Source organism: Streptomyces sp. DvalAA-43, assembly GCF_900091725.1.
In the GTDB taxonomy this organism is placed as follows: Bacteria; Actinomycetota; Actinomycetes; order Streptomycetales; family Streptomycetaceae; genus Streptomyces; species Streptomyces pulveraceus.
In genome coordinates this window covers 50,256-75,269 of sequence record NZ_FMBW01000046.1, presented here as the reverse complement: position 1 = coordinate 75,269, position 25,014 = coordinate 50,256, and the positions used below count along the sequence as shown (strand labels likewise).

The following is a 25,014-nucleotide window of genomic DNA, read 5'->3' as shown; positions in this document are numbered from 1 at the left end:
GTGCTCAGGGATGCGAGGGCTGTTCGCCCCAGTTCACAAGCGGCGGTGGACGGTGTCCGGCAGGTTCGCGACGTCGACGTCGCCGGGCAGGGGTGATGTCGCTTTTCTGCCGGAGAGCCGGAAACGGCGAAGGGCCGTCGCTCCCGAGCGGGGGAGTGACGGCCCTTCGCCGCGCGCCGCGAGGGCGCTTGTGAATCCGTGAACCCGGGTGGACCCGGAGGTTCCGTCAGATCAGAGAACGCGGACCGCGCCCGACGGCGGGTCGTAGGACAGCGGGCGCTGCACCACACCGGTGCTGGAGTTCTGCGCACCGACGAACTGGCCGTTGCCCACGTAGATCCCGACGTGGTACGCGCTGCCCGCGCCGCCCCAGTACAGGATGTCGCCCGGCTGGAGGTTGCTCAGGGAGACCTGGGTGCCGGCGGTCGACTGGGACTGCGAGACGCGCGGCAGGTCGATGTTGACCGAGCGGAACGCGGCCTGGACGAGGCCGGAGCAGTCCCACGAGTTGGGGCCGGTGCCGCCGGGCACGTACGCGTCGCCGACCTGGGCCTGCGCGAAGGCGATGACCGCGGCGGCGGAGCCGGTCGCGCTCGACGAGGAGGAGGAAGAGGAGGAGGACGTGGAGGCGGCCGTGCCGGTGCTGGAGCCGGAGGTCGCGCTGAGCGTCGTACGGGCGGTGGAGCGGGAGGCGCGCTCGGCGGCCTCCGCCTTGGCCTTGGCGGCCGCCTCCGCCTTCTTCTTGGCCTCTGCCTTGCGGACCGCCTCGGCCTTGGCCTTCTTGGCGGTCTTGGCCGCGGTGGCGGCTGCGGCGTCCTCCTGGGCCTGCGTCTGCAGGTCCTGGGCGACCTGCTGCGTGGCCTGGGCGGACGCGGCGACTGCGGTGGAGAGCCCGGCGGTGATGGTGGGCATCTCGATGGTCTGGGTCACCGGCTCGGCCTGGGCCGGACCGGCAGCGCCTGCGACCGCGATGGTGCTGAGGACGCCACCGGCAACTCCGGCCCGCAGCGCCGTCTTCGGGGCGTTTCGGCGGGGCTTCCGGTGGCTGGGTATGTGAGCGGTGAGGGACATGGGTACTAGCGCTATCAGGGCCTCGGGGCTCCCATCAAGAAACGTGTGTTGCGACACAGTTACGTCCGGAATCTGTGAATCCGCTTTCCGGGAGCCCTTATTGACGCCGTAACGGGCAAAACGGGCACACCTGATCACCGCTGTGATCACGGGCTTTTGGCAATACGCCCGAATTGCCCGCCGCTTACCATCCGTTCACGCCGATGGCCAAGCCCGCTTTTATGGAGCCCGTAGTGGAGTGATGCAGGTCACAGTGTGATCGGTGTGTGAGGGGCGGTTATGCGCCACGACCCCAAGGTGGCGGTGGGCGAGGGGAGATGCCCCGTTCGCGCAGATGATCGTAAATGTCGCCGAGTGTCCACTTCGCTCCTCGTGGCGCACTCTCCCGGGTGAGCTCGATCGGTCCGGATGGGGCAGGCGGGGCCGGGTGGCCGGAGGGCGGCGAGGCCGGGCGGGCCGGGACGGGCGATCGGGCCCGGAGAGTGGTGGTTCTCTTATCACCCAGGGGTGTCCATCGCCAATTTGCTTGGTATGGCCATCTCTTGATAGGGCAACAGCCGTTTGACCAGCGGTAACAGCATCAGATGTCACGTCTCGTGATCACTCGGCCGCTTCGCGTGTGAAGATCACCGCTCATCCGACTTCATGATCCTTCGTCAGGTGGTGGAGATCACAAAGACGTTGGCGTACCCCGTGTCGCAGATCACAGGATGGCGGGCATAGGATGCGGGGCAGTCGGGCTTGTGAACTGCCTCACATGTGCACGATCTTGGTGAGGCGGTGAGCCGGTCGCCCGATGCGGTCCAACGGTCAAGGACGACTGGAAGGAGCGAGGAGCGTGAATGCCTACGCGCCCATCCTCGTGCTCGGCGCCCTCGGGGCAGGGTTTGCGATCTTCTCCGTGGTCATGGCCACGCTTATCGGCCCCAAGCGCTACAACCGGGCAAAGCTCGAAGCGTACGAGTGCGGTATCGAACCCACACCCACGCCGGCCGGAGGCGGCCGCTTCCCCATCAAGTACTACCTGACGGCGATGCTCTTCATCGTCTTCGACATCGAGATCGTCTTCCTCTATCCCTGGGCGGTCACCTTCGACGCCCTGGGGATCTTCGGGCTCGTGGAGATGCTGCTCTTCGTGCTCACCGTCTTCGTCGCCTACGCGTATGTGTGGCGTCGCGGCGGCCTGGAATGGGACTGAGGGGCTGAGGGGCACACCATGGGACTCGAAGAGAAGCTGCCCAGCGGCTTCGTTCTGACCACTGTCGAGCAGGCCGCCGGATGGGTGCGGAAGTCCTCCGTCTTCCCCGCCACCTTCGGCCTCGCCTGTTGCGCCATCGAGATGATGACGACCGGGGCCGGGCGTTACGACCTGGCCCGTTTCGGGATGGAGGTCTTCCGCGGATCGCCGCGGCAGGCGGATCTGATGATCGTGGCAGGACGGGTCAGCCAGAAGATGGCTCCCGTCCTGCGGCAGGTCTACGACCAGATGCCCAACCCCAAGTGGGTGATCTCCATGGGTGTTTGCGCATCATCGGGTGGAATGTTCAACAATTACGCCATTGTTCAGGGTGTTGATCATATTGTTCCGGTTGACATCTATTTGCCGGGTTGTCCGCCGCGGCCCGAGATGCTGATGGACGCGATCCTCAAGCTCCACCAGAAGATCCAGGGCTCCAAGCTCGGGGTCAACGCGGAGGAGGCCGCCCGCGAGGCGGAGGACGCGGCGCTCAAGGCACTGCCCCTGATCGAGATGAAGGGGCTGCTGCGATGAGCGGGAACGACCACCACGACGAACAGCGCGACAACGGTGTGCCCGCCCCGCGCGCGGACACCGGCGAGGTCATCGGCGTACGCAAGGGCATGTTCGGCGCCAACAACGGTGGCGACACCTCCGGCTACGGCGGCCTCGTCCGCACCGTGACCCTGCCGGGCGCCACGTCCCGCCCGTACGGCGGCTGGTTCGACGAAGTCGCCGACGAGCTCGAAGGGGCCCTGGAGGAGCAGGACCTGCTCCCCGCGAACGCCATCGAGAAGACCGTCGTCGACCGCGGCGAGCTGACCTTCCACATCGCCCGCGAGCACCTCGTCCGGGTCGCACAGACCCTGCGCGACGACCCGGCGCTGCGCTTCGAGCTCTGTACGGGGGTGAGCGGCGTCCACTTCCTCGGCGACAAGGGCCGTGAGCTGCACGCCGTCTACCACCTGCGCTCGCTCACGCACGGCCGGCTGATCCGGCTGGAGGTGTCGGCCCCGGACAGCGATCCGCACATCCCGTCCCTCGTCGCGGTCTACCCGACCAACGACTGGCACGAGCGCGAGACCTACGACTTCTTCGGGCTCGTCTTCGACGGGCACCCCGCCCTCACCCGGATCATGATGCCGGACGACTGGCAGGGCTTCCCGCAGCGCAAGGACTACCCGCTCGGCGGCATCGCCGTCGAGTACAAGGGCGCCCAGATCCCGGCTCCGGACCAGCGGAGGTCGTACTCCTGATGTCTACTCCCCACGCAACGCCCCGGGCGACGACCGAGGGGACTGTATATACAGTCACCGGCGGCGACTGGGACGAGGTCGTCGAGTCCGCGGTCAAGTCCGACGACGAGCGCATCATCGTCAACATGGGCCCCCAGCACCCCTCCACGCACGGCGTGCTGCGGCTGATCCTGGAGATCGACGGCGAGACCGTCACCGAGGCCCGCTGCGGCATCGGCTACCTCCACACCGGCATCGAGAAGAACCTCGAATTCCGGAACTGGACCCAGGGCACCACCTTCGTCACGCGCATGGACTACCTGACGCCCTTCTTCAACGAGGCGGCGTACTGCCTGGGCGTCGAGAAGCTCCTCGGCATCGAGGACCAGATCCCCGACCGGGCCAGCGTCCTGCGCGTGCTCCTGATGGAGCTCAACCGGATCTCCTCGCACCTGGTGTGCATCGCCACCGGCGGCATGGAGCTCGGCGCCACCACGATCATGATCTACGGCTTCCGTGACCGTGAACTCGTTCTCGATCTCTTCGAGCTGATCACCGGCCTGCGCATGAACCACGCGTTCATCCGCCCCGGCGGACTCGCCCAGGACCTGCCGCCCGGCGCGATCGACCAGCTGCGCGAGTTCGTGAAGACCATGAAGAAGAACCTGCCGGAGTACGACAAGCTCGCCACCGGCAACCCCATCTTCAAGGCCCGTATGCAGGACGTCGGCTATCTCGACCTGACCGGCTGCATGGCGCTCGGCGTCACCGGACCGATGCTGCGCTCCGCCGGACTCCCGCACGACCTGCGCAAGACCGACCCCTACTGCGGGTACGAGAACTACGAGTTCGACGTTCCCACCGCCGACAGCTGCGACGCCTACGGCCGCTTCCTCGTCCGCCTGGAGGAGATGCGCCAGTCGCTGCGGATCGTCGAGCAGTGCATCGACCGCCTCGCGCCCGGTCCGGTGATGGTCGCCGACAAGAAGATCGCCTGGCCGGCCCAGCTCGCGCTCGGCCCGGACGGACTCGGCAATTCGCTCGACCACATCAAGAAGATCATGGGCACCTCCATGGAGGCCCTGATCCACCACTTCAAGCTGGTGACCGAGGGCTTCCGGGTCCCGGCCGGACAGGCGTACACCGCGGTCGAGTCGCCCAAGGGCGAACTCGGTGTGCACGTCGTCTCGGACGGCGGCACCCGCCCCTACCGGGTCCACTTCCGCGACCCGTCCTTCACCAACCTCCAGGCCATGGCGGCGATGTGCGAGGGCGGCCAGGTCGCCGACGTCATCGTCGCCGTCGCGTCCATCGACCCCGTGATGGGAGGCGTCGACCGGTGACCGAAGCACGTCAGGAAGTCAGTCTGGGGATGCCGCAGCTCCCCGCCCCCGCCTACCCGGCCGAGGTGCGCGCCAGGCTCGAAGCGGACGCGAAGGAGGTGATCGCCCGCTACCCCGACAGCCGTTCCGCCCTGCTGCCCCTGCTGCACCTGGTGCAGTCCGAGGAGGGCTACGTCTCCCGTACGGGCATGGCGTTCTGCGCCGAACTGCTCGGCCTCACCACCGCCGAGGTCACCGCGGTCGCCACCTTCTACACGATGTACCGGCGCAGGGCCGGCGGCGACTACCAGGTCGGTGTCTGCACCAACACGCTGTGCGCGGTGATGGGCGGCGACGCCATCTTCGACCGGCTCAAGGAGCACCTCGGCGTCGGCAACGACGAGACGACCGAGGACGGGAAGATCACCCTCGAACACATCGAGTGCAACGCGGCCTGCGACTTCGCCCCCGTGGTGATGGTCAACTGGGAGTTCTTCGACAACCAGACGCCCGAGAGCGCGACCCACCTGGTCGACGAACTGATCGCCGGGCGCACCGTCGAACCCACCCGCGGCGCCCCGCTCTGCTCGTACAAGGAGACCGCCCGGATCCTGGCCGGCTTCCCCGACGAGCGCCCCGGTGCCGTCGAGGCCTCCGGCGGCGCGGGCCCCGCCTCGCTGATCGGCCTCCGGCTGGCCAAGGGCGAGGAGCCGCACCCGCGCGTCGTCGCCCCGCGCGGTGAAAGCCCGCGCGGCGGCCGGCCCCACGACCCGTCGCCGTCCGAGCACCTCAGCTCGCACGACGCACCGCAGCAGACCTCGGCCTCCGATCCGGACCACCCGTCCGGCCCGACAGCCGAGGAGGGGGAGTGATGACGTTGGCGACCGAGATCAACGACAACGGAAGCGGCAACGGAAACGGGGGCAGCCCCGAGAAACTGCTCGCCCCCGTCCTCTCCGCCTTCTGGGACCAGCCGGAATCCTGGACCCTGGAGACCTACCGGCGCCACGAAGGCTACGAGGGTCTGCGCAAGGCCCTCGCCATGGCACCGGACGACCTCATCGCCTACGTCAAGGACTCAGGCCTGCGCGGCCGCGGCGGCGCGGGCTTCCCCACCGGGATGAAGTGGCAGTTCATCCCGCAGGGAGACGGCAAACCGCACTATCTGGTTGTCAACGCCGACGAATCGGAACCGGGCACCTGCAAGGACATTCCGCTCCTGTTCGCCAACCCGCACAGCCTCATCGAGGGCATCGTGATCGCCTGTTACGCGATCCGTTCGTCGCACGCGTTCATCTATCTCCGCGGTGAGGTCGTCCCCGTGCTGCGACGTCTGCACGAGGCCGTTCGAGAGGCGTACGAGGCGGGCTATCTGGGGACGAACATCCTGGGCTCAGGGCTCGATCTGGAACTCACGGTGCACGCCGGTGCCGGCGCGTACATCTGTGGTGAGGAAACCGCGCTGCTCGACTCTCTCGAAGGACGGCGTGGCCAGCCCCGGCTGCGACCCCCCTTCCCCGCGGTCGCCGGTCTGTACGCCTGCCCCACTGTGGTGAACAACGTCGAGTCCATCGCCTCGGTTCCCGCGATCCTGAACCGGGGCAAGGACTGGTTCAAATCGATGGGCAGCGAGAAGTCCCCGGGCTTCACGCTGTACTCGCTCAGCGGGCACGTCGCGGGCCCCGGTCAGTACGAGGCACCGCTCGGCATCACCCTGCGCCAACTGCTCGACATGAGCGGCGGCATGCGCCCCGGCCACCGGCTGAAGTTCTGGACCCCGGGCGGCTCGTCGACCCCGATGTTCACCGACGACCACCTCGACGTACCGCTCGACTACGAGGGCGTCGGCGCCGCCGGATCCATGCTCGGCACCAAGGCGCTCCAGTGCTTCGACGAGACGACCTGCGTCGTACGGGCCGTCACCCGCTGGACCGAGTTCTACGCCCACGAGTCCTGCGGCAAGTGCACGCCCTGCCGCGAAGGAACCTACTGGCTCGTCCAGTTGCTCCGCGACATCGAGGCGGGCAAGGGCCAGATGTCCGACCTCGACAAGCTGAACGACATCGCCGACAACATCAACGGCAAGTCCTTCTGCGCCCTCGGCGACGGCGCCGCCTCGCCGATCTTCTCCTCGCTGAAGTACTTCCGCGAGGAGTACGAGCAGCACATCACGGGCAAGGGCTGCCCCTTCGATCCCGCCAGGTCGACCGTCTGGGCCGACGACAAGAACGCTCACCAGGGGGTGAACGCATGACAGTCACCACGAGTGCGCCCTCCGGGGGCGGCGAGGCGGCCATCCCGCCCGAGGACCTGGTCACGCTGACCATCGACGGCATCGAGATCAGCGTGCCCAAGGGCACCCTGGTCATCCGGGCCGCCGAACTCCTCGGCATCGAGATCCCGCGCTTCTGCGACCACCCGCTCCTCGACCCGGCCGGCGCCTGCCGCCAGTGCATCGTCGAGGTCGAGGGCCAGCGCAAGCCGATGGCGTCCTGCACCATCACCTGCACCGACGGCATGGTGGTGAAGTCGCAGCTCACCTCGCCGGTCGCGGAGAAGGCCCAGAAGGGTGTGATGGAGCTGCTGCTCATCAACCACCCGCTGGACTGCCCGGTCTGCGACAAGGGCGGCGAGTGCCCGCTGCAGAACCAGGCGATGTCGCACGGCGGCTCCGACTCCCGCTTCGACGGCAAGAAGCGCACGTTCGAGAAGCCCGTCCCGATCTCCACCCAGGTGCTGCTGGACCGTGAGCGGTGCGTGCTCTGCGCGCGCTGCACCCGGTTCTCCAACCAGGTGGCCGGCGACCCGATGATCGAGCTGATCGAGCGCGGCGCGCTCCAGCAGGTCGGTACGGGCGAGGGCGACCCGTTCGAGTCGTACTTCTCCGGGAACACCATCCAGATCTGCCCGGTCGGCGCCCTCACCTCCGCGGCGTACCGATTCCGTTCCCGCCCCTTCGACCTGGTCTCCTCGCCGTCGGTCTGCGAGCACTGCGCGGGCGGCTGCGCGACCCGCACCGACCACCGGCGCGGCAAGGTCATGCGGCGGCTCGCCGCCAACGACCCCGAGGTCAACGAGGAGTGGGTCTGCGACAAGGGCCGCTTCGGCTTCCGCTACGCGCAGCAACGGGACCGGCTCACCACCCCGCTGGTGCGCAACACCGACGGCGTCCTGGAACCGGCGAGCTGGCCCGAGGCGCTGGCCGCCGCGGCCGCCGGTCTCTCCGCCGCGCGCGGCCGGACCGGAGTGCTCACCGGCGGCCGGCTGACCGTCGAGGACGCCTACGCGTACGGCAAGTTCGCCCGGGTCGCGCTGGACACCAACGACGTCGACTTCCGGGCCCGGGTCCACAGCGGCGAGGAGGCCGACTTCCTGGCCGCCCACGTCGCCGGGCGCGGCCGGGACCTGGACGGCACGGGTGTCACGTACACCTCGCTGGAGAAGGCCCCGACGGTGCTGCTGGTCGGATTCGAGTCGGAGGAGGAGGCGCCCGGCGTCTTCCTGCGGCTGCGCAAGGCCCACCGCAAGCACGGACAGCGCACCTACGCCATCGCCTCGCACGCCACCCGCGGACTGGAGAAGGCGGGCGGCACCCTGCTCCCCGCCGCCCCCGGCACCGAGACCGAGTGGCTGGACGCGATCGCGGGCGGCGTCGGGCTCGACGGCGGAGGAGCCGAGGCGGCCGGGGCGCTGCGCGGCGAGGGCGCCGTGATCGTGGTCGGCGAGCGGCTGGCCGCGGTACCGGGCGGGCTCACCGCCGCGGTACGGACGGCCACCGCGACCGGGGCCGCGCTGGTGTGGATCCCGCGCCGGGCCGGCGAGCGCGGCGCGGTGGAGGCGGGCGCGCTCCCGTCGCTGCTGCCCGGCGGCCGTCCGGCGACCGACCCGCGGGCCAGGGACGAGGTGGCGTCCGCCTGGGGCATCGCCGAACTCCCGTCCCGCTTCGGCCGCGACACCGGCCAGATCGTCGAGGCCGCGGCCACCGGCGAACTGGGCGCGCTGCTCGTCGCCGGGGTCGAGCCCGTGGACCTGCCGGACCCGGCACGGGCCCTGGAGGCCCTGGACCAGGTCGGCTTCCTGGTCTCGCTGGAGCTGCGGCCCAGCGAGGTCACCGAGCGCGCCGATGTGGTCCTCCCGGTCGCCGCGGTGGCCGAGAAGTCCGGCACCTTCCTCGACTGGGAGGGCCGGGCGCGGATGTTCGAGGCCGCGCTGAAGCCCGAGCAGATGACGCGTGCGCTCGCGCCGACCGACGCCCGGGTGCTGCACATGCTGGCCGACGCGATGACCCGCGCCGCGGGCGCCGAGGGAGCGGGGCGCTTCGCGCTGCCGGACCTGAAGTCCGTACGCCGTGAGCTGGACCGGCTCGGCGGCTGGACCGGCGCGCGCGCCACCGAACCGAACGAGCCGGCGCGGCCGCTGCCCCGGCCCGGGGACGGCGAGGCGGTCCTCGCGGGCCACCGGATGCTGCTCGACCTGGGCCGGCTCCAGGAGGGCGACGAGGCGCTGGCCGGTACCCGGCACGCCGCGGTCGCCCGGCTGTCCGCGGCCACCGCGGCCGAGACAGGTGTGAAGGACGGCGATCTGCTGGCCGTCACCGGCCCGGCGGGCAGCGTCGCCTTCCCGTTGAAGGTCACCGACATGCCGGACCGGGTGGTCTGGGTGCCGCTGAACTCCGTCGGGCGGGGTGTTCCGGCCGACACCGGCGCCCGGCCCGGCGGCCTGGTCCGGATCGGCCCCGCCGCACCCGGTACTCCCGACGTCACACCGGAGGTGGGGGCGTGAGTGCCTTCGCTCAACTGGCCGCGGCACCGCACAGTGCCGTGCTCGCCGCCGAGGACCTGTCGATGTTCGGCAACGACCCGTGGTGGCTCGTCGTCATCAAGGCGGTGTTCTGCTTCGCGTTCCTGATGGTGACCGTGCTCTTCTCCATCGTGTGGGAGCGCAAGGTCGTCGCCTGGATGCAGCTGCGCATCGGACCCAACCGGCACGGACCCTGGGGCATGCTCCAGTCGCTCGCCGACGGCATCAAGCTGATGCTGAAGGAAGACGTCATCGTCAAGCGGGCGGACAAGGTCGTCTACGTCCTCGCGCCGATCGTCGCCGCCATCCCGGCGTTCATGGCGATCGCGGTGATCCCGTTCGGCCCGTCCGGCAACGAGGTCTCGATCTTCGGGCACCGCACCGCGATGCAGCTCACCGACCTGCCGATCGCGATGCTCTACATCCTCGCGGTCGCCTCGGTCGGGATCTACGGCATCGTGCTGGCCGGCTGGTCGTCCGGATCGACGTACCCGCTCCTGGGCGGTCTGCGCTCCTGCGCACAGATGATCAGCTACGAGATCGCGATGGGCGCCGCGTTCGCCTCGGTCTTCCTCTACTCCGGGTCGATGTCGACCTCGAAGATCGTGGAGGCGCAGCAGGACCGCTGGTTCGTCATCCTGCTGCCGGTCTCCTTCCTCATCTACATCGTCACGATGGTCGGCGAGACCAACCGCGCCCCGTTCGACATGCCGGAGTCCGAGGGCGACCTGGTCGGCGGCTTCAACACCGAGTACTCGTCGATCAAGTTCGCGATGTTCATGCTCGCCGAGTACGTCAACATGGTCACCGTCTCCGCCGTCTCCACGACCCTGTTCCTGGGCGGCTGGCGGGCCCCGTGGCCGATCAGCACCTTCTGGGAGGGCGCGAACCACGGCTGGTGGCCGATGCTCTGGTTCGTCATCAAGGTCCAGCTGCTGCTGTTCTTCTTCATCTGGCTGCGCGGCACGCTGCCCCGGGTCCGCTACGACCAGCTGATGAAGCTCGGCTGGAAGGTCCTGATCCCGGTCTCCGTGGTCTGGCTGATGCTGGTCGCGACGGTGCGGGCGCTGCGCAACGAGGGCTACGACTTCACGAGGATCGTGCTGTACGTGGCCGGGGCCGTGATCGCGATCCTGCTGATCTCCTTCGTCGCCGACATCTTCCGCGACAAGAAGGGCCGGGCCGCCGAGGCGGAGGCCGAACCGGAGCCCGCGTTCGATCCGATGGCGGGCGGGTTCCCGGTGCCGCCACTGCCCGGACAGACGCTGCCACCGGTGCCGCGCCGCAGGCCGCGGGGCGAGCGGGAGCTCGTTGTCAGTGGTGGGCCGGATACTCAGAGTGACGGAAATTCGAGTGACGGAAAGGAGGCGGACGGTGTCTGAGTCATCGGAGTCCTCGGGGGCGCAGGGATCCTCAGGGTCCCCGGGGTCCTCGGGAGAGAAGTTCCAGAACCCCGTCGCCGGCTTCGGCGTGACCTTCAAGGCCATGTTCAAGAAGCGGCTGACCGAGCAGTATCCGGAAACGCCGAAGGTGACGGCGCCGCGCTTCCACGGCCGGCACCAGCTCAACCGCCACCCGGACGGTCTGGAGAAGTGCATCGGCTGCGAGCTGTGCGCCTGGGCCTGTCCGGCGGACGCGATCTACGTCGAGGGCGCGGACAACACCGACGAGGAGCGCTACTCCCCGGGTGAGCGCTACGGCCGCGTCTACCAGATCAACTACGCGCGCTGCATCCTCTGCGGACTGTGCATCGAGGCCTGCCCGACCCGGGCGCTGACGATGACCAATCAGTTCGAGCTCGCCAACACCACCCGCGAGAGCCTCATCTACACCAAGGGCGAGCTGCTCGCGGGCCTGGAGGAGGGCATGGTCGACACCCCGCACGCGATCTTCCCGGGGATGGACGAACAGGACTACTACCGGGGCCTGGTCACCGAGGCCGCGCCCGGTACGGAGCGCCAGGTCGCCGTCTCCAAGGGCGAGAAGCCGGACGACGAGCACAGCGAGAACAACGGCTCGGCGCAGGGGGTGGGCGCATGACCGCCCTGGCCGCCGCGGCCTCCCAGACCTCGACCGGCGAGGCCGTCCAGTTCTGGCTGCTCGGCATCGTCGCCGTGATCGGCGCGCTGTCCACCGTACTGATGAAGAAGGCCGTGCACAGCGCGCTGAGCCTCGCCGGGACCATGATCATCCTGGCGGTCTTCTACCTCGCCAACGGCGCCTACTTCCTGGGCATCGTCCAGATCGTCGTCTACACCGGCGCGATCATGATGCTGTTCCTCTTCGTGGTCATGCTGGTCGGTGTCACCGCGGCCGACTCCCTGAAGGAGACCCTGAAGGGCCAGCGCTGGCTGGCCGCGGGCTGCGGGCTCGGCTTCGGCGCCCTGCTCGTCGCGGGCATCGGCAACGCCTCGCTGAACACCTTCAACGGACTCGGCACCGCCAACGCCGAGCACGGCGGAAACGTCGAGGGGCTGGCCAGCCTCATCTTCACCAAGTACGTCTTCGCCTTCGAGATCACCGGCGCCCTGCTGATCACGGCGACGGTCGGCGCGATGGTGCTCACCCACCGGGAGCGCACCGAACGGGCCAAGAGCCAGCGGGAGATGTCCGAGGAGCGCGTACGCGGAAAGCAACTGCCGCCGCTGCCCGCCCCCGGTGTCTACGCCCGGCACAACGCCGTGGACATCCCGGGCCTGCTCCCCGACGGCACGCCCTCCGAGCTCACCGTCATGCAGACGCTGCGCAACCGCGGCCAGATCCGCGATGTGTCGAACGAGTCGCTGGAGCAGCTCAAAGCACTGGAGCAGCGCTCCGAGGAGCGGCTCGGCCGTGACAACGAAGAAGAGGAGGTCGCCAAGTGAACCCGGTCAACTACCTCTATCTCGCAGCCCTGTTGTTCACCATCGGCGCGGCCGGGGTGCTGATCCGGCGGAACGCGATCGTGGTGTTCATGTGCGTGGAGCTGATGCTCAACGCCTGCAACCTCGCGTTCGTGACCTTCTCCCGGATGCACGGCAATCTCGACGGCCAGATCATCGCCTTCTTCACGATGGTCGTCGCCGCGGCGGAGGTCGTGGTCGGGCTCGCGATCATCGTGTCGGTGTTCCGTTCCCGCCACTCGGCCTCGGTCGACGACGCCAGCCTGATGAAGCTGTAAGGGGACGTTGAATCGTGGAGAACCTGATCGCGCTGCTCGTCGCGGCGCCTCTGCTCGGAGCGGCTGTCCTGCTCTGCGGCGGCCGACGGCTGGACCGCGCCGGACACTGGCTCGGCACCCTGCTCGCCGCCGCGTCGTTCGTCATCGGCGTCGTGCTCTTCCTCGACATGCTGGGGAAGGGCGCGGAGGACCGGACGCTGCACCAGAAGCTGTTCAGCTGGATCCCGGTCGAGGGCTTCCAGGCCGATGTGGCCTTCCAGCTCGACCAGCTGTCGATGACGTTCGTGCTGCTGATCACCGGTGTGGGCACCCTGATCCACATCTACTCGATCGGCTACATGGCGCACGACGAGCGCCGGCGCCGCTTCTTCGGCTATCTGAACCTGTTCCTCGCGGCGATGCTGATCCTGGTCATCGCCGACAACTACCTGCTGCTGTACGTCGGGTGGGAGGGCGTCGGTCTGGCGTCGTACCTGCTCATCGGCTTCTGGCAGCACAAGCCCAGCGCGGCCACGGCCGCCAAGAAGGCCTTCCTGGTCAACCGGGTCGGCGACATGGGCCTGTCGATCGCGATCATGCTGATGTTCACCACCTTCGGCACCTTCGCCTTCGGCCCCGTCCTCGAAGCGACCGGGCAGACGAGCGAGGGCAAGCTGACGGCGATCGGCCTGATGCTGCTGCTCGCGGCCTGCGGCAAGTCGGCCCAGGTGCCGCTGCAGTCCTGGCTGGGTGACGCGATGGAGGGCCCGACCCCGGTCTCGGCCCTCATCCACGCCGCGACCATGGTGACCGCGGGTGTGTACCTCATCGTCCGCTCCGGCGCGATCTTCAACGCGGCGCCGGACGCACAACTGGTCGTGGTGGTCGTCGGAGCGGTCACGCTGCTCTTCGGTGCGATCGTCGGTTGCGCGAAGGACGACATCAAGAAGGCCCTCGCCGGGTCGACGATGTCGCAGATCGGCTACATGATCCTGGCCGCCGGGCTCGGCCCGATCGGCTATGTCTTCGCGATCATGCACCTGGTGACGCACGGCTTCTTCAAGGCCGGGCTCTTCCTCGGCGCCGGTTCGGTCATGCACGGCATGAACGACGAGGTCGACATGCGGAAGTTCGGCGGCCTGCGGAAATACATGCCGGTCACCTTCATCACCTTCGGCCTCGGCTATCTGGCGATCATCGGCTTCCCCGGCCTGTCCGGCTTCTTCTCCAAGGACAAGATCATCGAAGCGGCCTTCGCCAAGGGCGGCACCGAGGGCTGGATCCTCGGGGCGGTGACCCTGCTGGGCGCCGCGATCACCGCGTTCTACATGACGCGCGTGATGCTGCTGACGTTCTTCGGCGAGAAGCGCTGGCAGCCCGACGCGGAGGGCCACGAGCCGCATCCGCACGAGTCCCCGAAGTCGATGACCATCCCCATGATCGTCCTCGCGTTCGGCTCGGTCTTCGCCGGAGGCTTCTTCTCCATCGGCGACCGCTTCCTGAACTGGCTGGAGCCGGTCACCGGTCACAGCCACGGCCACGCGCCGGTCAGCGCCACGACGGTCACCGCCGCCACCATGGTCGTGCTCGTCATCGGCGTCGCCATCGCCTGGGCGATGTACGGACGCAAGCCCGTGCCGGTCGTCGCCCCGCGCGGCTCGCTGCTCACCCGGGCCGCCCGCCGCGACCTCCTCCAGGACGACTTCAACCACGTGGTCCTGGTCCGCGGCGGCGAGCACCTCACCCGCTCCCTGGTGTACGTCGACCACACCCTGGTCGACGGCGTCGTCAACGGCACGGCGGCCTCGATGGGCGGGCTCTCCGGCCGGCTGCGCAAGCTGCAGAACGGCTACGCCCGCTCCTACGCGGTCTCGATGTTCGGCGGTACGGCGGTCCTCATCGCCGCGACCCTGCTGATGAGGGCGGTCTGATCACCATGTCCTTTCCCCTCCTGACAGCGACCGCGGCGCTCCCGGCGATCGGAGCGGTCGCCACCGCCGCCGTCCCGGCCGCCCGGCGCACCGCCGCCAAATGGCTGGCGCTGATCTTCTCGCTGGCCACCCTCGTCCTGGCGGGCATCGCGCTCGCCCGCTTCGAGCCCGGCGGAGCCCGCTACCAGCTCACCGAATCGCACGCCTGGATCAAGGACTTCGGTGTCCGGTACGAACTGGGCGTGGACGGCATCGGGGTGGCGCTCATGGCGCTCACCGCCCTGCTGATCCCCTTCGTCATCCTGGCAGGCTGGCACGACGCCGACCCCCTGGAGACGAAGTCGTCCCGCTGGCGGCCCACCCAGGGCTTCTTCGCCCTGATCCTGATGGTGGAAGCGATGGTGATCCTCTCCTTCGAGGCCACCGACGTCTTCCTCTTCTACATCCTCTTCGAAGCCATGCTCATCCCGATGTACTTCCTCATCGGCGGCTTCGGGGACCGGGCCCACACGGGCAGCGACGAGAACGCGGCGGCACAACGCTCGTACGCCGCGGTCAAGTTCCTGCTCTACAACCTGGTCGGCGGCCTCGTCATGCTGGCCGCCGTGATCGGGCTCTATGTCGTCGCGGGGACGTTCTCGCTCTCCGAGATCGCCGAGGCCCGCGCCAACGGCTCGCTCTCCATGGCGACCGGCACCGAGCGCTGGCTCTTCCTCGGGTTCTTCTTCGCCTTCGCGGTGAAGGCCCCGCTGTGGCCGCTGCACACCTGGCTGCCCAACGCGATGGGCGAGGCGACCTCCCCGGTCGCCGTCCTGATCACCGCGGTCGTCGACAAGGTCGGCACCTTCGCGATGCTCCGCTTCTGCCTCCAGCTCTTCCCGGAGGCAAGCAAGTGGGCGACGCCGGTGATCATCGTCCTGGCGCTGATCAGCATCGTGTACGGGGCGCTGCTCGCCGTCGGCCAGCGCGACATCAAGCGCCTGATCGCCTACGCGTCGATCTCGCACTTCGGCTTCATCATCCTGGGCATCTTCGCGATGACCAGCCAGGGCCAGTCCGGCGCCACGCTCTACATGGTCAACCACGGCATCTCGACCGCCGCGCTGATGCTGGTGGCGGGCTTCCTGATCACCCGGCGCGGCTCGCGGCTCATCGCCGACTACGGCGGGGTGCAGAAGGTGGCGCCGATCCTGGCCGGCACCTTCCTGATCGGCGGTCTGGCCACCCTGTCGCTGCCCGGACTCGCCCCGTTCGTCAGTGAGTTCCTGGTGCTGGTCGGCGCGTTCAGCGCCTATCCGGCGGCGGGCATCATCGCCACGACGGGCATCGTGCTCGCCGCGCTCTACGTCCTCGTCCTCTACCAGCGGACGATGACGGGCCCGGTGAAGGCCGAGGTCCAGGGCATGGCGGACCTCAAGGTCCGGGAGCTGGTGGTGGTCCTCCCGCTGATCGCGCTGCTGCTCTTCCTGGGTGTCTATCCGAAGCCGCTGACCGAGATCGTCAACCCGGCGGTGCAGCACACCATGTCGGACGTCCAGAAGAAGGACCCCCAGCCTGAGGTGGAGGCCGCCAAGTGAGCGCAACAGCTGTCCACAGCCTGTGGACGACGGCGGGCGGGATGGCATCGGCCGCCCCGGCCGAGAAGTTCAAGGCGCCGGTCATCGAGTACACCCAGCTGACCCCGGTCCTCATTGTGATCGGTGTCGCCGTGGTGGGCGTACTCGTCGAGGCCTTCGTGCCGCGCCGGGCCCGCTACTACACGCAGGTCTTCCTCGCGGTCGTCGCCCTGGCCGCCGCGTTCGCCGCGGTCGTCGGACTGGCGGCCGGCGGATACGGCACGACGAAGGCGCACATCGCCGCGATGGGCGCCATCGCGATCGACGGCCCGACGCTGTTCCTGCAGGGCACCATCCTGCTGACCGCACTGGTCGCCGTCTTCACCTTCGCCGAGCGGCGGCTCGACCCCGCCTCGCACGGCAACCAGGTCGACTCCTTCGCCGCCCAGGCCGCCTCGGTCCCCGGCAGCGACAGCGAGAAGGCCGCGGTCAGGGCCGGATTCACCACCACCGAGGTCTTCCCGCTGGTCCTCTTCTCGGTGGCCGGGATGCTGGTCTTCCCCGCCGCCAACGACCTGCTGACGCTCTTCGTGGCCCTGGAGGTCTTCTCCCTCCCGCTCTACCTCCTGTGCGCCGTCGCCCGCCGCAAGCGGCTGATGTCGCAGGAGGCCGCGGTCAAGTACTTCCTGCTCGGCGCCTTCTCCTCGGCGTTCCTGCTCTTCGGGATCGCCCTGCTCTACGGGTACGCGGGTTCCGTCTCGTACGCGGCCATCGCCCACGTGGTCGACGGCTCCGTCACCCAGATCGACCCGGCGCTCGCCGACACCATGGGCAATGACGCGCTGCTGCTGATCGGCGGCGCGATGATCCTGACCGGCCTGCTCTTCAAGGTCGGCGCCGTCCCGTTCCACATGTGGACCCCGGACGTCTACCAGGGTGCCCCGACCCCGGTCACCGGCTTCATGGCCGCGGCCACCAAGGTCGCCGCGTTCGGCGCGCTGCTGCGCCTGCTGTACGTGGTGCTGCCGGGCCTCGCCTGGGACTGGCGCCCGGTGATGTGGGCCGTCGCGATCGTCACGATGCTGGGCGGTGCGATCGTCGCCATCACCCAGACCGACATCAAGCGGCTGCTGGCCTACTCCTCGATCGCCCACGCCGGATTCATCCTCGCCGGTGTGATCGCGACGACCCCGGACGGCATCTCGTCGGTCCTCTTCTACCTGGGCGCGTACTCCTTCGTGACGGTCGGCGCGTTCGCCGTCGTCACCCTGGTGCGCGACGCGGGCGGCGAGGCCACGCACCTGTCGAAGTGGGCCGGGCTCGGCCGCCGCTCGCCCCTGGTCGCCGCGGTCTTCGCGGTGTTCCTGCTGGCCTTCGCCGGTATCCCGCTCACCTCCGGCTTCGCCGGGAAGTTCGCGGTCTTCAAGGCCGCGGCGGAAGGCGGCGCGGGCGGACTGGTCGTGGTCGGTGTGATCTCCTCGGCGATCGCCGCGTTCTTCTACATCCGGGTCATCGTGCTGATGTTCTTCAGCGAGCCCAAGGCGGACGGCCCCACGGTCGCCGTCCCGTCCCCGCTGACGATGACGACGATCGCGGTCGGTGTCGCGGTCACGCTGGTGCTGGGCCTGGCCCCGCAGTACTTCCTGGACCTGGCCGGCCAGGCGGGAGTATTCGTGAGGTAGCGCACACCGCACACCGCCGCAGCGGCGCCGGACGGGCTTGAGAAGTCAAGCCCGTCCGGCGTTGTCGTAGGCGGCGCCTATCGTGGCAGGGGACGGCGGCAACGCGGAAAGAGCGGGACGGACCCGGGGGACAGAGCGATGGGCACGACGGGCGGGACCATGGATGTGACCGAGAGCGACGCACGGCGGACGCTGCACAAGGTATTCGGGTACGAGGCGTTCCGCGGCGAGCAGGAAGCGATCGTCGACCATGTGGTGGCCGGTGGCGACGCCGTCGTGCTCATGCCGACCGGTGGCGGCAAGTCCCTCTGCTACCAGATCCCGGCCCTGGTCAGAGCGGGTACGGGCATCGTCGTCTCCCCTCTGATCGCCCTGATGCAGGACCAGGTGGACGCGCTGCGGGCGCTCGGGGTGCGGGCCGGCTTCGTCAACTCCACACAGGATTTCGACGAGCGCCGCTCGATGGAGGCCCAGTTCCTCGCCGGTGAGCTCGACCTCCTCTACCTGGCCCCGGAGCGGCTCCGGCTGGACTCCACGCTCGCGCTGCTCTCGCGTGGCGAGATCTCCGTCTTCGCGATCGACGAGGCGCACTGTGTGGCCCAGTGGGGCCACGACTTCCGCCCCGACTATCTGACCCTCTCCGTCCTCGGCGAGCGCTGGCCCGACGTACCGCGCATCGCCCTGACGGCGACCGCGACCGGCGCCACGCACCAGGAGATCACCCAGCGTCTGGGTATGCCCGACGCCAAGCACTTCGTCGCCAGCTTCGACCGGCCCAACATCCAGTACCGGATCGTGCCGAAGGCCGACCCGAAGAAGCAGCTGCTCTCCTTCCTCAAGGACGAGCACGCCGGGGACGCGGGCATCGTCTACTGCCTCTCGCGCAACTCGACGGAGAAGACCGCCGAGTACCTCTGCCGCAACGGCATCGAGGCCGTCCCGTACCACGCGGGGCTCGACGCGGGCACGCGCGCCGTCCACCAGTCCCGGTTCCTGCGCGAGGAGGGCCTGGTCGTCGTCGCGACCATCGCCTTCGGCATGGGCATCGACAAGCCCGACGTACGCTTCGTCGCCCACCTCGACCTGCCGAAGTCGGTCGAGGGCTACTACCAGGAGACCGGCCGCGCCGGCCGTGACGGACTGCCGTCCACGGCCTGGATGGCGTACGGACTCCAGGACGTCGTCCAGCAGCGCAAGCTCATCCAGGGCGGTGAGGGCGACGAGGCGTTCCGCCGCCGCGCGGCCTCCCACCTCGACTCGATGCTGGCCCTCTGCGAGACGGTCCGGTGCCGCCGCGCCCAGCTGCTGACGTACTTCGGCCAGGAGCCCACCGCGGCGGACTGCGGCAACTGCGACACCTGCCTCACCCCGCCCGAGAGCTGGGACGGCACGGTGGCCGCGCAGAAGCTGCTGTCGACCGTGGTGCGGCTGAAGCGGGAGCGCGGGCAGAAGTTCGGCGCGGGCCAGATCATCGACATCCTGCTCGGCCGCAAGACGGCCAAGGTCATCCAGTTCGACCACGACCAGCTCTCGGTCTTCGGCATCGGCGAGGAGCTGGCCGAGGCCGAATGGCGCGGTGTCGTACGCCAGTTGCTCGCCCAGGGGCTGATCGCGGTCGAGGGCGAGTACGGCACGCTGGTGCTCACGGAGGAGAGCGGCTCGGTGCTCGGCCGGCAGCGCGAGGTGCTGCTGCGCAAGGAGGCGCCGAAGCCCGCCTCGCGCTCCACCAAGGCCGAACGCAAGTCGAAGTCGCAGACGGCCGCCGCCGAGCTGGCCCCCGAGGCCGTCCCGGTCTTCGAGGCGCTGCGGGCCTGGCGGGGCGCCCAGGCGAAGGAGCTGGGCCTCCCGGCGTACGTCATCTTCCATGACGCGACGCTGCGCGAGATCGCCACGGTGCGGCCGGACTCGGTGTCCGCGCTGGGCGGGATCAGCGGCCTGGGCGAGAAGAAGCTGGCGACGTACGGGGAGGGCGTGCTGGAGGTGCTGGCGTCGTTCGGGGAGGCGGCGCCCGCAAAGGCCCTCGCGGAACCGGCCCCGGCCCGCGAGGCCGCCCCCGCCCCGGCGACTCCGGCGGCCCCCGAAGCGGACCCGGAGTTCGGCTGGGACGAGGAGCCGCCCGAGTACGAGTGAGCGGTACGGGGCCGGGCGGCGGACGGACCTACTGCGGGTCCGCCGCCCGGCGGCGTGGGGTGATCGCGGTGAGGTCCAGATCGACCGGGAAGGGGACGGAGACCTTCATCCGGTCGTGGAAGATCCCGGTGGAGGTGTAGGCCCCGGCCGACGGCTCCAGCTCGAAGACATAGACCACCACCCTGTCGTCGTGGTTCTCCACCCGCCAGTAGTGCGGGATCTTCGCCCGCGCGTACTTCACGGGCTTGGTCTCCCGGTCCCGGGTCAGGGATTCCGGGGAAACGACCTCGATGGCCAGCTGTACGGATTCGGCGGGGAAGCGGGTCTGGCTCGGGTCCTGGATGACCTTGCCGTCCACGACGATCACATCGGGCTCGGGCCGGTTGTAGCGGTCGATGTCGATGGTGAACTCGCGTGCGACCTCGAATTCGCGTGGTGCCAGCGCCTGCAACTGCCAATTGAAGAAGTCGACCGTTCGCAGGTGGAACAGGGTCCGCGGACTCACGAAGACAAGGCTTCCGTCGATCAGCTCCGTGTGCGGAGGCAGATTGGGGAGTGTGTCCAGGTCATCGGCGGTCCAGCCGCCCACGGGCGGAACCGCCCACCGCGGCTCGGGGGCCTCGGGTCCCACGCTCGTCAGTGCTCCCATGACGCAGAGTCTCGCGGGACTTTCCAGCGCATCCGCAGGGAACGGGACATGGCTCCCTCGAACGTGTGAACGCCTCGCGCACCGCTGACCAGCGGGTTCCCGGGGCCCGCCCGGCCCCGGTCAGTCGCCCCCCGAGGACCCGCCCCCGCTGCTGAGGTGGCTTCTGCGGTTCCGGTTCGCCCGGTCCTGGCGGACGTTCCGGTGCACCGCTTCCGCGGTCCACTCCTCGGTCACCAGGTTGTACATCGCCCAACGCTGGCGCAGACCGCCCCTGGCCACCGTGCCCGACAGGCCGACCGCCGAGACCAGGGCGGCCAGGGTCCGGCTGCGCGGGTCCGGGAAGCCGGCGGCCTCGGCGGCCGTGAAGCGGTCGCGGACGGCGAGCGACAGGGCCGGGTCCGCCGCCGGGTGCCGGTGGTACGGCAGCAGGCCGAGGAAGCGGTGGGTCTCCCTGCGCAGGATCGAGCGGCGCACCAGGTGTTCCAGGCACAGTTCCTGGACGTACCGACCGGTCTGCCGGACCCACCGCCGGGTGTCGGTGTCGCCCCCGGGCCGGCCCGTGCCCGGGGCCGACAGGCTCCGCAGGACCTGGGCGAGCAGCGGGTCCGGGGGAGCGAGCGGGTTCAGTACCCGTATCCGGCCACCCTGCCCGGTGACCCGGCCCTGGAGCTCCAGCTCCCGCAGGACCGCGCCCGCCGTTCCGTACTCCAGGGAACGGCCGGAGCAGTACGGCTTGCCGCGCCGCGGGTCCAGCGCGAGCAGCAGCAGTTCCTCGGGGAGCGTGAGCTCCGGGGCGGTCGGCATCATGACGCGGGGACGATCCGTCCAGTGACCTCGCCGAGGCCGACCCTCGTGCCGTCCGGGCCCGGGGCCCAGGCGGTCATCGTCACCGTGTCGCCGTCCTCCAGGAAGGTGCGCTTGCCGTCCGGGAGGTCCAGCGGCTCGCTGCCGTTCCAGGTCAGCTCCAGGAGGGAGCCGCGCTGTCCGGGCTCGGCGCCGCTGACCGTGCCGGAGCCGTACAGATCGCCGGTGCGCAGCGACGCGCCGTTCACCGTCATCTGGGCCAGCATCTGGGCCGCCGTCCAGTACATCGTGGCGAACGGCGGTTCGGCGACCACCTGTCCGTTGATCGCGACGGAGATCCGCAGGTCGAGACCGCCGGCCTCCTCCTCACCGGCGTCCTCCAGATAGGGGAGCAGCGGGAAGTCGCGGGCCGGGGGCGCGATGCGGGCCGCCTCCAGGGCCTCCAGCGGCGTCACCCAGGCCGATACGGAGGTGGCGAAGGACTTGCCGAGGAACGGGCCGAGCGGGACGTACTCCCAGGCCTGGATGTCCCGCGCCGACCAGTCGTTGAGCAGGCAGAGCCCGAAGACATGGTCGCGGAAGCCGCCGAGCGGGACCGGGCGGCCCTGCTCGGAGCCCACACCGACGACGAAGCCGACCTCGGCCTCGATGTCCAGCTTGACGGAGGGGCCGAAGACCGGGGCCGGGTCGGTGGGCGCCTTGCGCTGGCCGGACGGGCGCACCACGTCCGTGCCCGAGACGACGACGGTGCCGGACCGGCCGTGGTAACCGATCGGGAGGTGCTTCCAGTTGGGCGTCAGCGCCTCGGCGTTCGGCCGGAAGATCTTTCCGACGTTGGTGGCGTGGTTCTCGCTCGCGTAGAAGTCGACGTAGTCCGCGACCGCGTACGGCAGATGGAGCGTCACGGCGTCGACCGGGTGGAGCAGCGGTTCGATGTCCGCGCGGTGTGCCGGGACCGTCACCCACGCGGTCAGCGCGCGCCGGACGTCCCGCCAGGCGGTGCGGCCCGCCGACAGCAGCGCGGTCAGGTCGGGCTGCGCGAGGAGTTGCGCGTAGGGCGAGCCGAGTGCGTGCGCCGCGGCTCCGGCGTCCAGCACGTGGTTGCCGATGCGGACGCCGACCCGGCGGTCCTCGGGGTGGTCGGGGGTGGAGAACACTCCGTAGGGAAGGTTGTGCGGACCGAAGGGGTCGCCCTCGGCCAGATCGAGCGGGCTGCTCTGCTCGGGCATGTGTTGCCGCCTCGCTTTCCAGGTCGCTTGGGGGACACGTTACGTCGGCGCCGCCTCTTCGCGGGAGTGTCCCAACCGCCCCTGATGACCGGAAAGTTCCGCCGTGCCCCGGGTGTGCGGGGCACGGCGGTGGGCGGAGGGCCCGGCGGCGGTCGGCGTGTGGTCAGCGGTGGTCGGCGCGTGCGCCGGTGCTGCCGGGCCTGCTGCCGGGCCCTCCGCCGGGTTCTCTCAGCCCGCCGTGCGCGGGATCCGCTTCTCCCAGGTCCGGTGGAAGACGACCTCGCCGCCCTCCTTGCAGACCACCTCGTCGGAGGTGATGAAGTCGGTGTCGTCCGCGCTGATCTCGGAGCGCGTCTCGATCCGTACGTCCCACGCCAGCTCCGGCCGGTGCAGCCGGATCGCCCAGTCGGAGCGGGTGCGCGCGGAGAGCGGGTCGCCCTCCTGGATCGTGTACGTCTCCAGGGCGTCCTCGGTGAACTCCAGTCCGTCCGGGTAGACCCGGGTGCCGCCGTAGCGCGGGTCGACCTCCAGCCGCCATTCGCCCTTGGCGACATCGCGGACCACCAGCCGCTCCGGGCGCTGCTCGTCGAGCGTCACCGGGTACACGACGCCGAGCGGCTCCGACTGCTCCGGCTCCTCGAACCGGATCGCGGGGCCCCCGGCGGACCGGCGCACCGGCAGTTCGACGAGGCTGCCGTCGGCGTCCAGGACGAAGCCCACCGAACCGGCCTGCGGCCAGATCCACGGCCAGTACGAGGAGGAGACAGCGAGCCTGATCCGGTGGCCGGGCGGGAAGGTGTGCCCGATGCCGTTCAGCTCGAAGGTCACCTCCTCGGTGGCGCCCACCGGCCAGTCCTCGGCGCGGTCGCGGCCGTCGCGGGCGGAGAGGTTGAGCGCGCCCCGGGTGACCAGCGTGGAGGAGCCGTCCGGTGCCACGTCGCAGAGCCGGGCGATCGCCTGGCCGCGCGGCACGTCCATCCGGATCCGCAGCTTCACCCGGGGGCGGCCCAGGATCTCGATCGGGGCGTCCTCGACCGGGAATTCGAAGCAGACCGACTTGGCGTCCTCGTCGCGCTGGTCGGGCGGCAGATCGGCGTCGTTGCCGAACGGGAAGAAGCGCCCGGCGTCCAGACCCGTCTGCTGCGGCGAGTCGACGATCTGCGGGCCGCCCTGGAGGGCGTACTCGACCGGCGTGACGTCCGGGGACGGCCAGCTGTTCTCACCGACCCAGCGGCCCGGCAGCGTCTCGTACACCGTGGCGGGCCGGTGCGAATCGCTGATCCAGGTCCGGAGCAGCGGCTCGGACATCACACCGGTGTCCCTGTCCTTCAGATGCTGGTCCCACCAGCGCAGCGTCTCCTGGAGGAAGCCGATCGACGGCCCCGGCGGCAGACCGCGGTCGGGGTACTGGTGCGACCACGGCCCGATCAGCCCGCGGACCCGGTCCGCCGGCAGGTGCTCGACGAGCCGCAGGACGGTGTCGCGGTACGGGTCGTGCCAGCCGCCCACCGCGAGGACGTTCGCCCGGATCGCGGAGTAGTCCTCGCAGACGCTGCCGTGCTTCCAGTAGTCGTCGCGGGTCTGGTGCGCCAGCCAGGTGTGGATGAAGGGCTCGACGGTCTCCAGCCGCTTCAGCCACATGTCCTTCCAGTCCTCGCCGACCTGCGCCGGGTCCGGCGGCCGGGAGACGAAGGCCAGCATGGTGGCCGCCCAGGCGTGCATGTCGACGCCGAGGACCGAGCCGCCCATGTAGTGGACGTCGTTGTCGTAGCGGTCGTCGGTCGAGCAGACGGTGACGACGGCCTTCAGCGGTTCGGGGGCCAGCGCGGCGATCTGGAGCGAGTTGAAGCCGCCCCACGAGATGCCGAACATGCCGACCCGGCCGGAGCACCACTCCTGCCGCGCCAGCCAGTGGACGACGGCGACCCCGTCGGCCAGCTCCGTCGCGTCGTACTCGTCGCCCGGCAGCCCCTCGCTGTTGCCGTGTCCGCGCACGTCCACCCGGACGGAGGCGTAGCCGTGGCCCGCGTACCAGGGGTGGCGCTGCCAGTCGCGCGGCGCCGTCCAGTCGCTCAGCCGGTAGGGGAGGTATTCGAGCAGCGCGGGCACCGGTTCATCGGTGACGGGCCGCCAGATCCGGGCGTACAGCCGGGTGCCGTCCGGCAGCGGGATGCGGACGTCCTCATGGGTGGTCTCGTACGGGAACGTGGTGCGGATGTGCATGGTGGT

General features: G+C 69.7%; 20 protein-coding genes. 15 read left to right on the top strand and 5 right to left on the bottom strand.

The window, feature by feature from the left end; translation table 11 throughout:
* Nucleotides 1-231 precede the first annotated feature (231 nt).
* Nucleotides 232-1,071, bottom strand: coding sequence for a C40 family peptidase (locus GA0115234_RS20280; protein ID WP_093543658.1), 840 nt, complete (start codon nt 1,069-1,071; stop codon nt 232-234).
* A gap of 838 nt (nt 1,072-1,909) precedes the next feature.
* On the opposite strand from GA0115234_RS20280, the gene GA0115234_RS20275 reads away from it, so the two are divergent.
* From GA0115234_RS20275 to recQ, 15 genes are all read left to right on the top strand, one after another.
* Complete coding sequence (locus GA0115234_RS20275) at nt 1,910-2,269, top strand: NADH-quinone oxidoreductase subunit A (RefSeq protein WP_003992243.1); 360 nt, start codon at nt 1,910-1,912, stop codon at nt 2,267-2,269.
* Nucleotides 2,270-2,287: 18 nt separating this feature from the next.
* Nucleotides 2,288-2,842: a NuoB/complex I 20 kDa subunit family protein gene (locus GA0115234_RS20270; protein WP_030926341.1), complete on the top strand. Its 555-nt coding sequence runs from the start codon at nt 2,288-2,290 to the stop codon at nt 2,840-2,842.
* Nucleotides 2,839-3,564: an NADH-quinone oxidoreductase subunit C gene (locus GA0115234_RS20265; protein WP_093543656.1), complete on the top strand. Its 726-nt coding sequence runs from the start codon at nt 2,839-2,841 to the stop codon at nt 3,562-3,564. Before GA0115234_RS20270 ends, GA0115234_RS20265 begins: the two co-directional genes overlap by 4 nt.
* On the top strand, nt 3,564-4,886 hold the full coding sequence (locus GA0115234_RS20260) for an NADH-quinone oxidoreductase subunit D (RefSeq protein ID WP_093543655.1): 1,323 nt from the start codon (nt 3,564-3,566) through the stop codon (nt 4,884-4,886). The genes GA0115234_RS20265 and GA0115234_RS20260 overlap by 1 nt, the downstream gene beginning before the upstream one ends.
* Nucleotides 4,887-4,915: 29 nt before the next feature.
* Nucleotides 4,916-5,737: an NADH-quinone oxidoreductase subunit NuoE gene (gene nuoE / locus GA0115234_RS20255; RefSeq protein ID WP_093543653.1), complete on the top strand. Its 822-nt coding sequence runs from the start codon at nt 4,916-4,918 to the stop codon at nt 5,735-5,737.
* Nucleotides 5,737-7,119, top strand: coding sequence for an NADH-quinone oxidoreductase subunit NuoF (gene nuoF / locus GA0115234_RS20250; protein WP_093543651.1), 1,383 nt, complete (start codon nt 5,737-5,739; stop codon nt 7,117-7,119). Before nuoE ends, nuoF begins: the two co-directional genes overlap by 1 nt.
* The gene (locus GA0115234_RS20245) at nt 7,116-9,647 is read left to right on the top strand and encodes an NADH-quinone oxidoreductase subunit G (protein ID WP_093543649.1); all 2,532 of its coding nucleotides are present in this window, start codon (nt 7,116-7,118) and stop codon (nt 9,645-9,647) included. The genes nuoF and GA0115234_RS20245 overlap by 4 nt, the downstream gene beginning before the upstream one ends.
* Nucleotides 9,644-11,047, top strand: coding sequence for an NADH-quinone oxidoreductase subunit NuoH (gene nuoH / locus GA0115234_RS20240; RefSeq protein ID WP_093543647.1), 1,404 nt, complete (start codon nt 9,644-9,646; stop codon nt 11,045-11,047). The genes GA0115234_RS20245 and nuoH overlap by 4 nt, the downstream gene beginning before the upstream one ends.
* Nucleotides 11,040-11,705, top strand: coding sequence for an NADH-quinone oxidoreductase subunit NuoI (nuoI, locus tag GA0115234_RS20235; protein WP_093543645.1), 666 nt, complete (start codon nt 11,040-11,042; stop codon nt 11,703-11,705). The genes nuoH and nuoI overlap by 8 nt, the downstream gene beginning before the upstream one ends.
* Nucleotides 11,702-12,529: an NADH-quinone oxidoreductase subunit J gene (locus tag GA0115234_RS20230; protein ID WP_093543643.1), complete on the top strand. Its 828-nt coding sequence runs from the start codon at nt 11,702-11,704 to the stop codon at nt 12,527-12,529. Before nuoI ends, GA0115234_RS20230 begins: the two co-directional genes overlap by 4 nt.
* A complete protein-coding gene (gene nuoK / locus GA0115234_RS20225) occupies nt 12,526-12,825 on the top strand; it encodes an NADH-quinone oxidoreductase subunit NuoK (protein ID WP_093543641.1) in 300 nt (99 codons plus the stop codon). The genes GA0115234_RS20230 and nuoK overlap by 4 nt, the downstream gene beginning before the upstream one ends.
* A 14-nt stretch (nt 12,826-12,839) precedes the next feature.
* On the top strand, nt 12,840-14,735 hold the full coding sequence (gene nuoL / locus GA0115234_RS20220; protein WP_093543639.1) for an NADH-quinone oxidoreductase subunit L: 1,896 nt from the start codon (nt 12,840-12,842) through the stop codon (nt 14,733-14,735).
* A 5-nt stretch (nt 14,736-14,740) separates the two neighbouring features.
* Entirely contained in the window at nt 14,741-16,312 is a 1,572-nt protein-coding gene (locus tag GA0115234_RS20215; protein WP_093543637.1) for an NADH-quinone oxidoreductase subunit M, read from the top strand.
* Nucleotides 16,309-17,973 carry an NADH-quinone oxidoreductase subunit NuoN gene (nuoN, locus tag GA0115234_RS20210; protein WP_176729219.1) on the top strand — a complete coding sequence of 555 codons (1,665 nt, stop codon included), beginning with the start codon at nt 16,309-16,311 and terminating at the stop codon, nt 17,971-17,973. The genes GA0115234_RS20215 and nuoN overlap by 4 nt, the downstream gene beginning before the upstream one ends.
* Nucleotides 17,974-18,111: 138 nt before the next feature.
* Nucleotides 18,112-20,103, top strand: coding sequence for a DNA helicase RecQ (gene recQ / locus GA0115234_RS20205; RefSeq protein ID WP_370804536.1), 1,992 nt, complete (start codon nt 18,112-18,114; stop codon nt 20,101-20,103).
* A gap of 28 nt (nt 20,104-20,131) precedes the next feature.
* Here recQ and GA0115234_RS20200 read toward each other — a convergent pair whose 3' ends face one another.
* From GA0115234_RS20200 to GA0115234_RS20185, 4 genes are all read right to left on the bottom strand, one after another.
* Entirely contained in the window at nt 20,132-20,752 is a 621-nt protein-coding gene (locus tag GA0115234_RS20200) for a Uma2 family endonuclease (RefSeq protein ID WP_093543633.1), read from the bottom strand.
* A 120-nt stretch (nt 20,753-20,872) separates the two neighbouring features.
* Complete coding sequence (locus GA0115234_RS20195) at nt 20,873-21,559, bottom strand: GOLPH3/VPS74 family protein (protein ID WP_093543631.1); 687 nt, start codon at nt 21,557-21,559, stop codon at nt 20,873-20,875.
* A complete protein-coding gene (gene fahA / locus GA0115234_RS20190) occupies nt 21,556-22,785 on the bottom strand; it encodes a fumarylacetoacetase (RefSeq protein WP_093543629.1) in 1,230 nt (409 codons plus the stop codon). Before fahA ends, GA0115234_RS20195 begins: the two co-directional genes overlap by 4 nt.
* A gap of 228 nt (nt 22,786-23,013) precedes the next feature.
* Complete coding sequence (locus GA0115234_RS20185; protein WP_093543627.1) at nt 23,014-25,008, bottom strand: CocE/NonD family hydrolase; 1,995 nt, start codon at nt 25,006-25,008, stop codon at nt 23,014-23,016.
* Between the last annotated feature and the right edge of the window lie 6 nt (nt 25,009-25,014).

Excerpts from the sequence above, each read along its gene's own strand:
- GA0115234_RS20280 (WP_093543658.1), bottom strand. The coding sequence starts at position 1,071 with ATGTCCCTCACCGCTCACATACCCAGCCACCGGAAGCCCCGCCGAAAC.
- GA0115234_RS20270 (WP_030926341.1), top strand. The coding sequence starts at position 2,288 with ATGGGACTCGAAGAGAAGCTGCCCAGCGGCTTCGTTCTGACCACTGTC.
- GA0115234_RS20265 (WP_093543656.1), top strand. The coding sequence starts at position 2,839 with ATGAGCGGGAACGACCACCACGACGAACAGCGCGACAACGGTGTGCCC.
- GA0115234_RS20260 (WP_093543655.1), top strand. The coding sequence starts at position 3,564 with ATGTCTACTCCCCACGCAACGCCCCGGGCGACGACCGAGGGGACTGTA.
- nuoE (WP_093543653.1), top strand. The coding sequence starts at position 4,916 with ATGCCGCAGCTCCCCGCCCCCGCCTACCCGGCCGAGGTGCGCGCCAGG.
- nuoF (WP_093543651.1), top strand. The coding sequence starts at position 5,737 with ATGACGTTGGCGACCGAGATCAACGACAACGGAAGCGGCAACGGAAAC.
- GA0115234_RS20245 (WP_093543649.1), top strand. The coding sequence starts at position 7,116 with ATGACAGTCACCACGAGTGCGCCCTCCGGGGGCGGCGAGGCGGCCATC.
- GA0115234_RS20230 (WP_093543643.1), top strand. The coding sequence starts at position 11,702 with ATGACCGCCCTGGCCGCCGCGGCCTCCCAGACCTCGACCGGCGAGGCC.
- GA0115234_RS20215 (WP_093543637.1), top strand. The coding sequence starts at position 14,741 with ATGTCCTTTCCCCTCCTGACAGCGACCGCGGCGCTCCCGGCGATCGGA.
- recQ (WP_370804536.1), top strand. The coding sequence starts at position 18,112 with ATGGGCACGACGGGCGGGACCATGGATGTGACCGAGAGCGACGCACGG.
- GA0115234_RS20200 (WP_093543633.1), bottom strand. The coding sequence starts at position 20,752 with ATGGGAGCACTGACGAGCGTGGGACCCGAGGCCCCCGAGCCGCGGTGG.
- GA0115234_RS20195 (WP_093543631.1), bottom strand. The coding sequence starts at position 21,559 with ATGATGCCGACCGCCCCGGAGCTCACGCTCCCCGAGGAACTGCTGCTG.
- fahA (WP_093543629.1), bottom strand. The coding sequence starts at position 22,785 with ATGCCCGAGCAGAGCAGCCCGCTCGATCTGGCCGAGGGCGACCCCTTC.
- GA0115234_RS20185 (WP_093543627.1), bottom strand. The coding sequence starts at position 25,008 with ATGCACATCCGCACCACGTTCCCGTACGAGACCACCCATGAGGACGTC.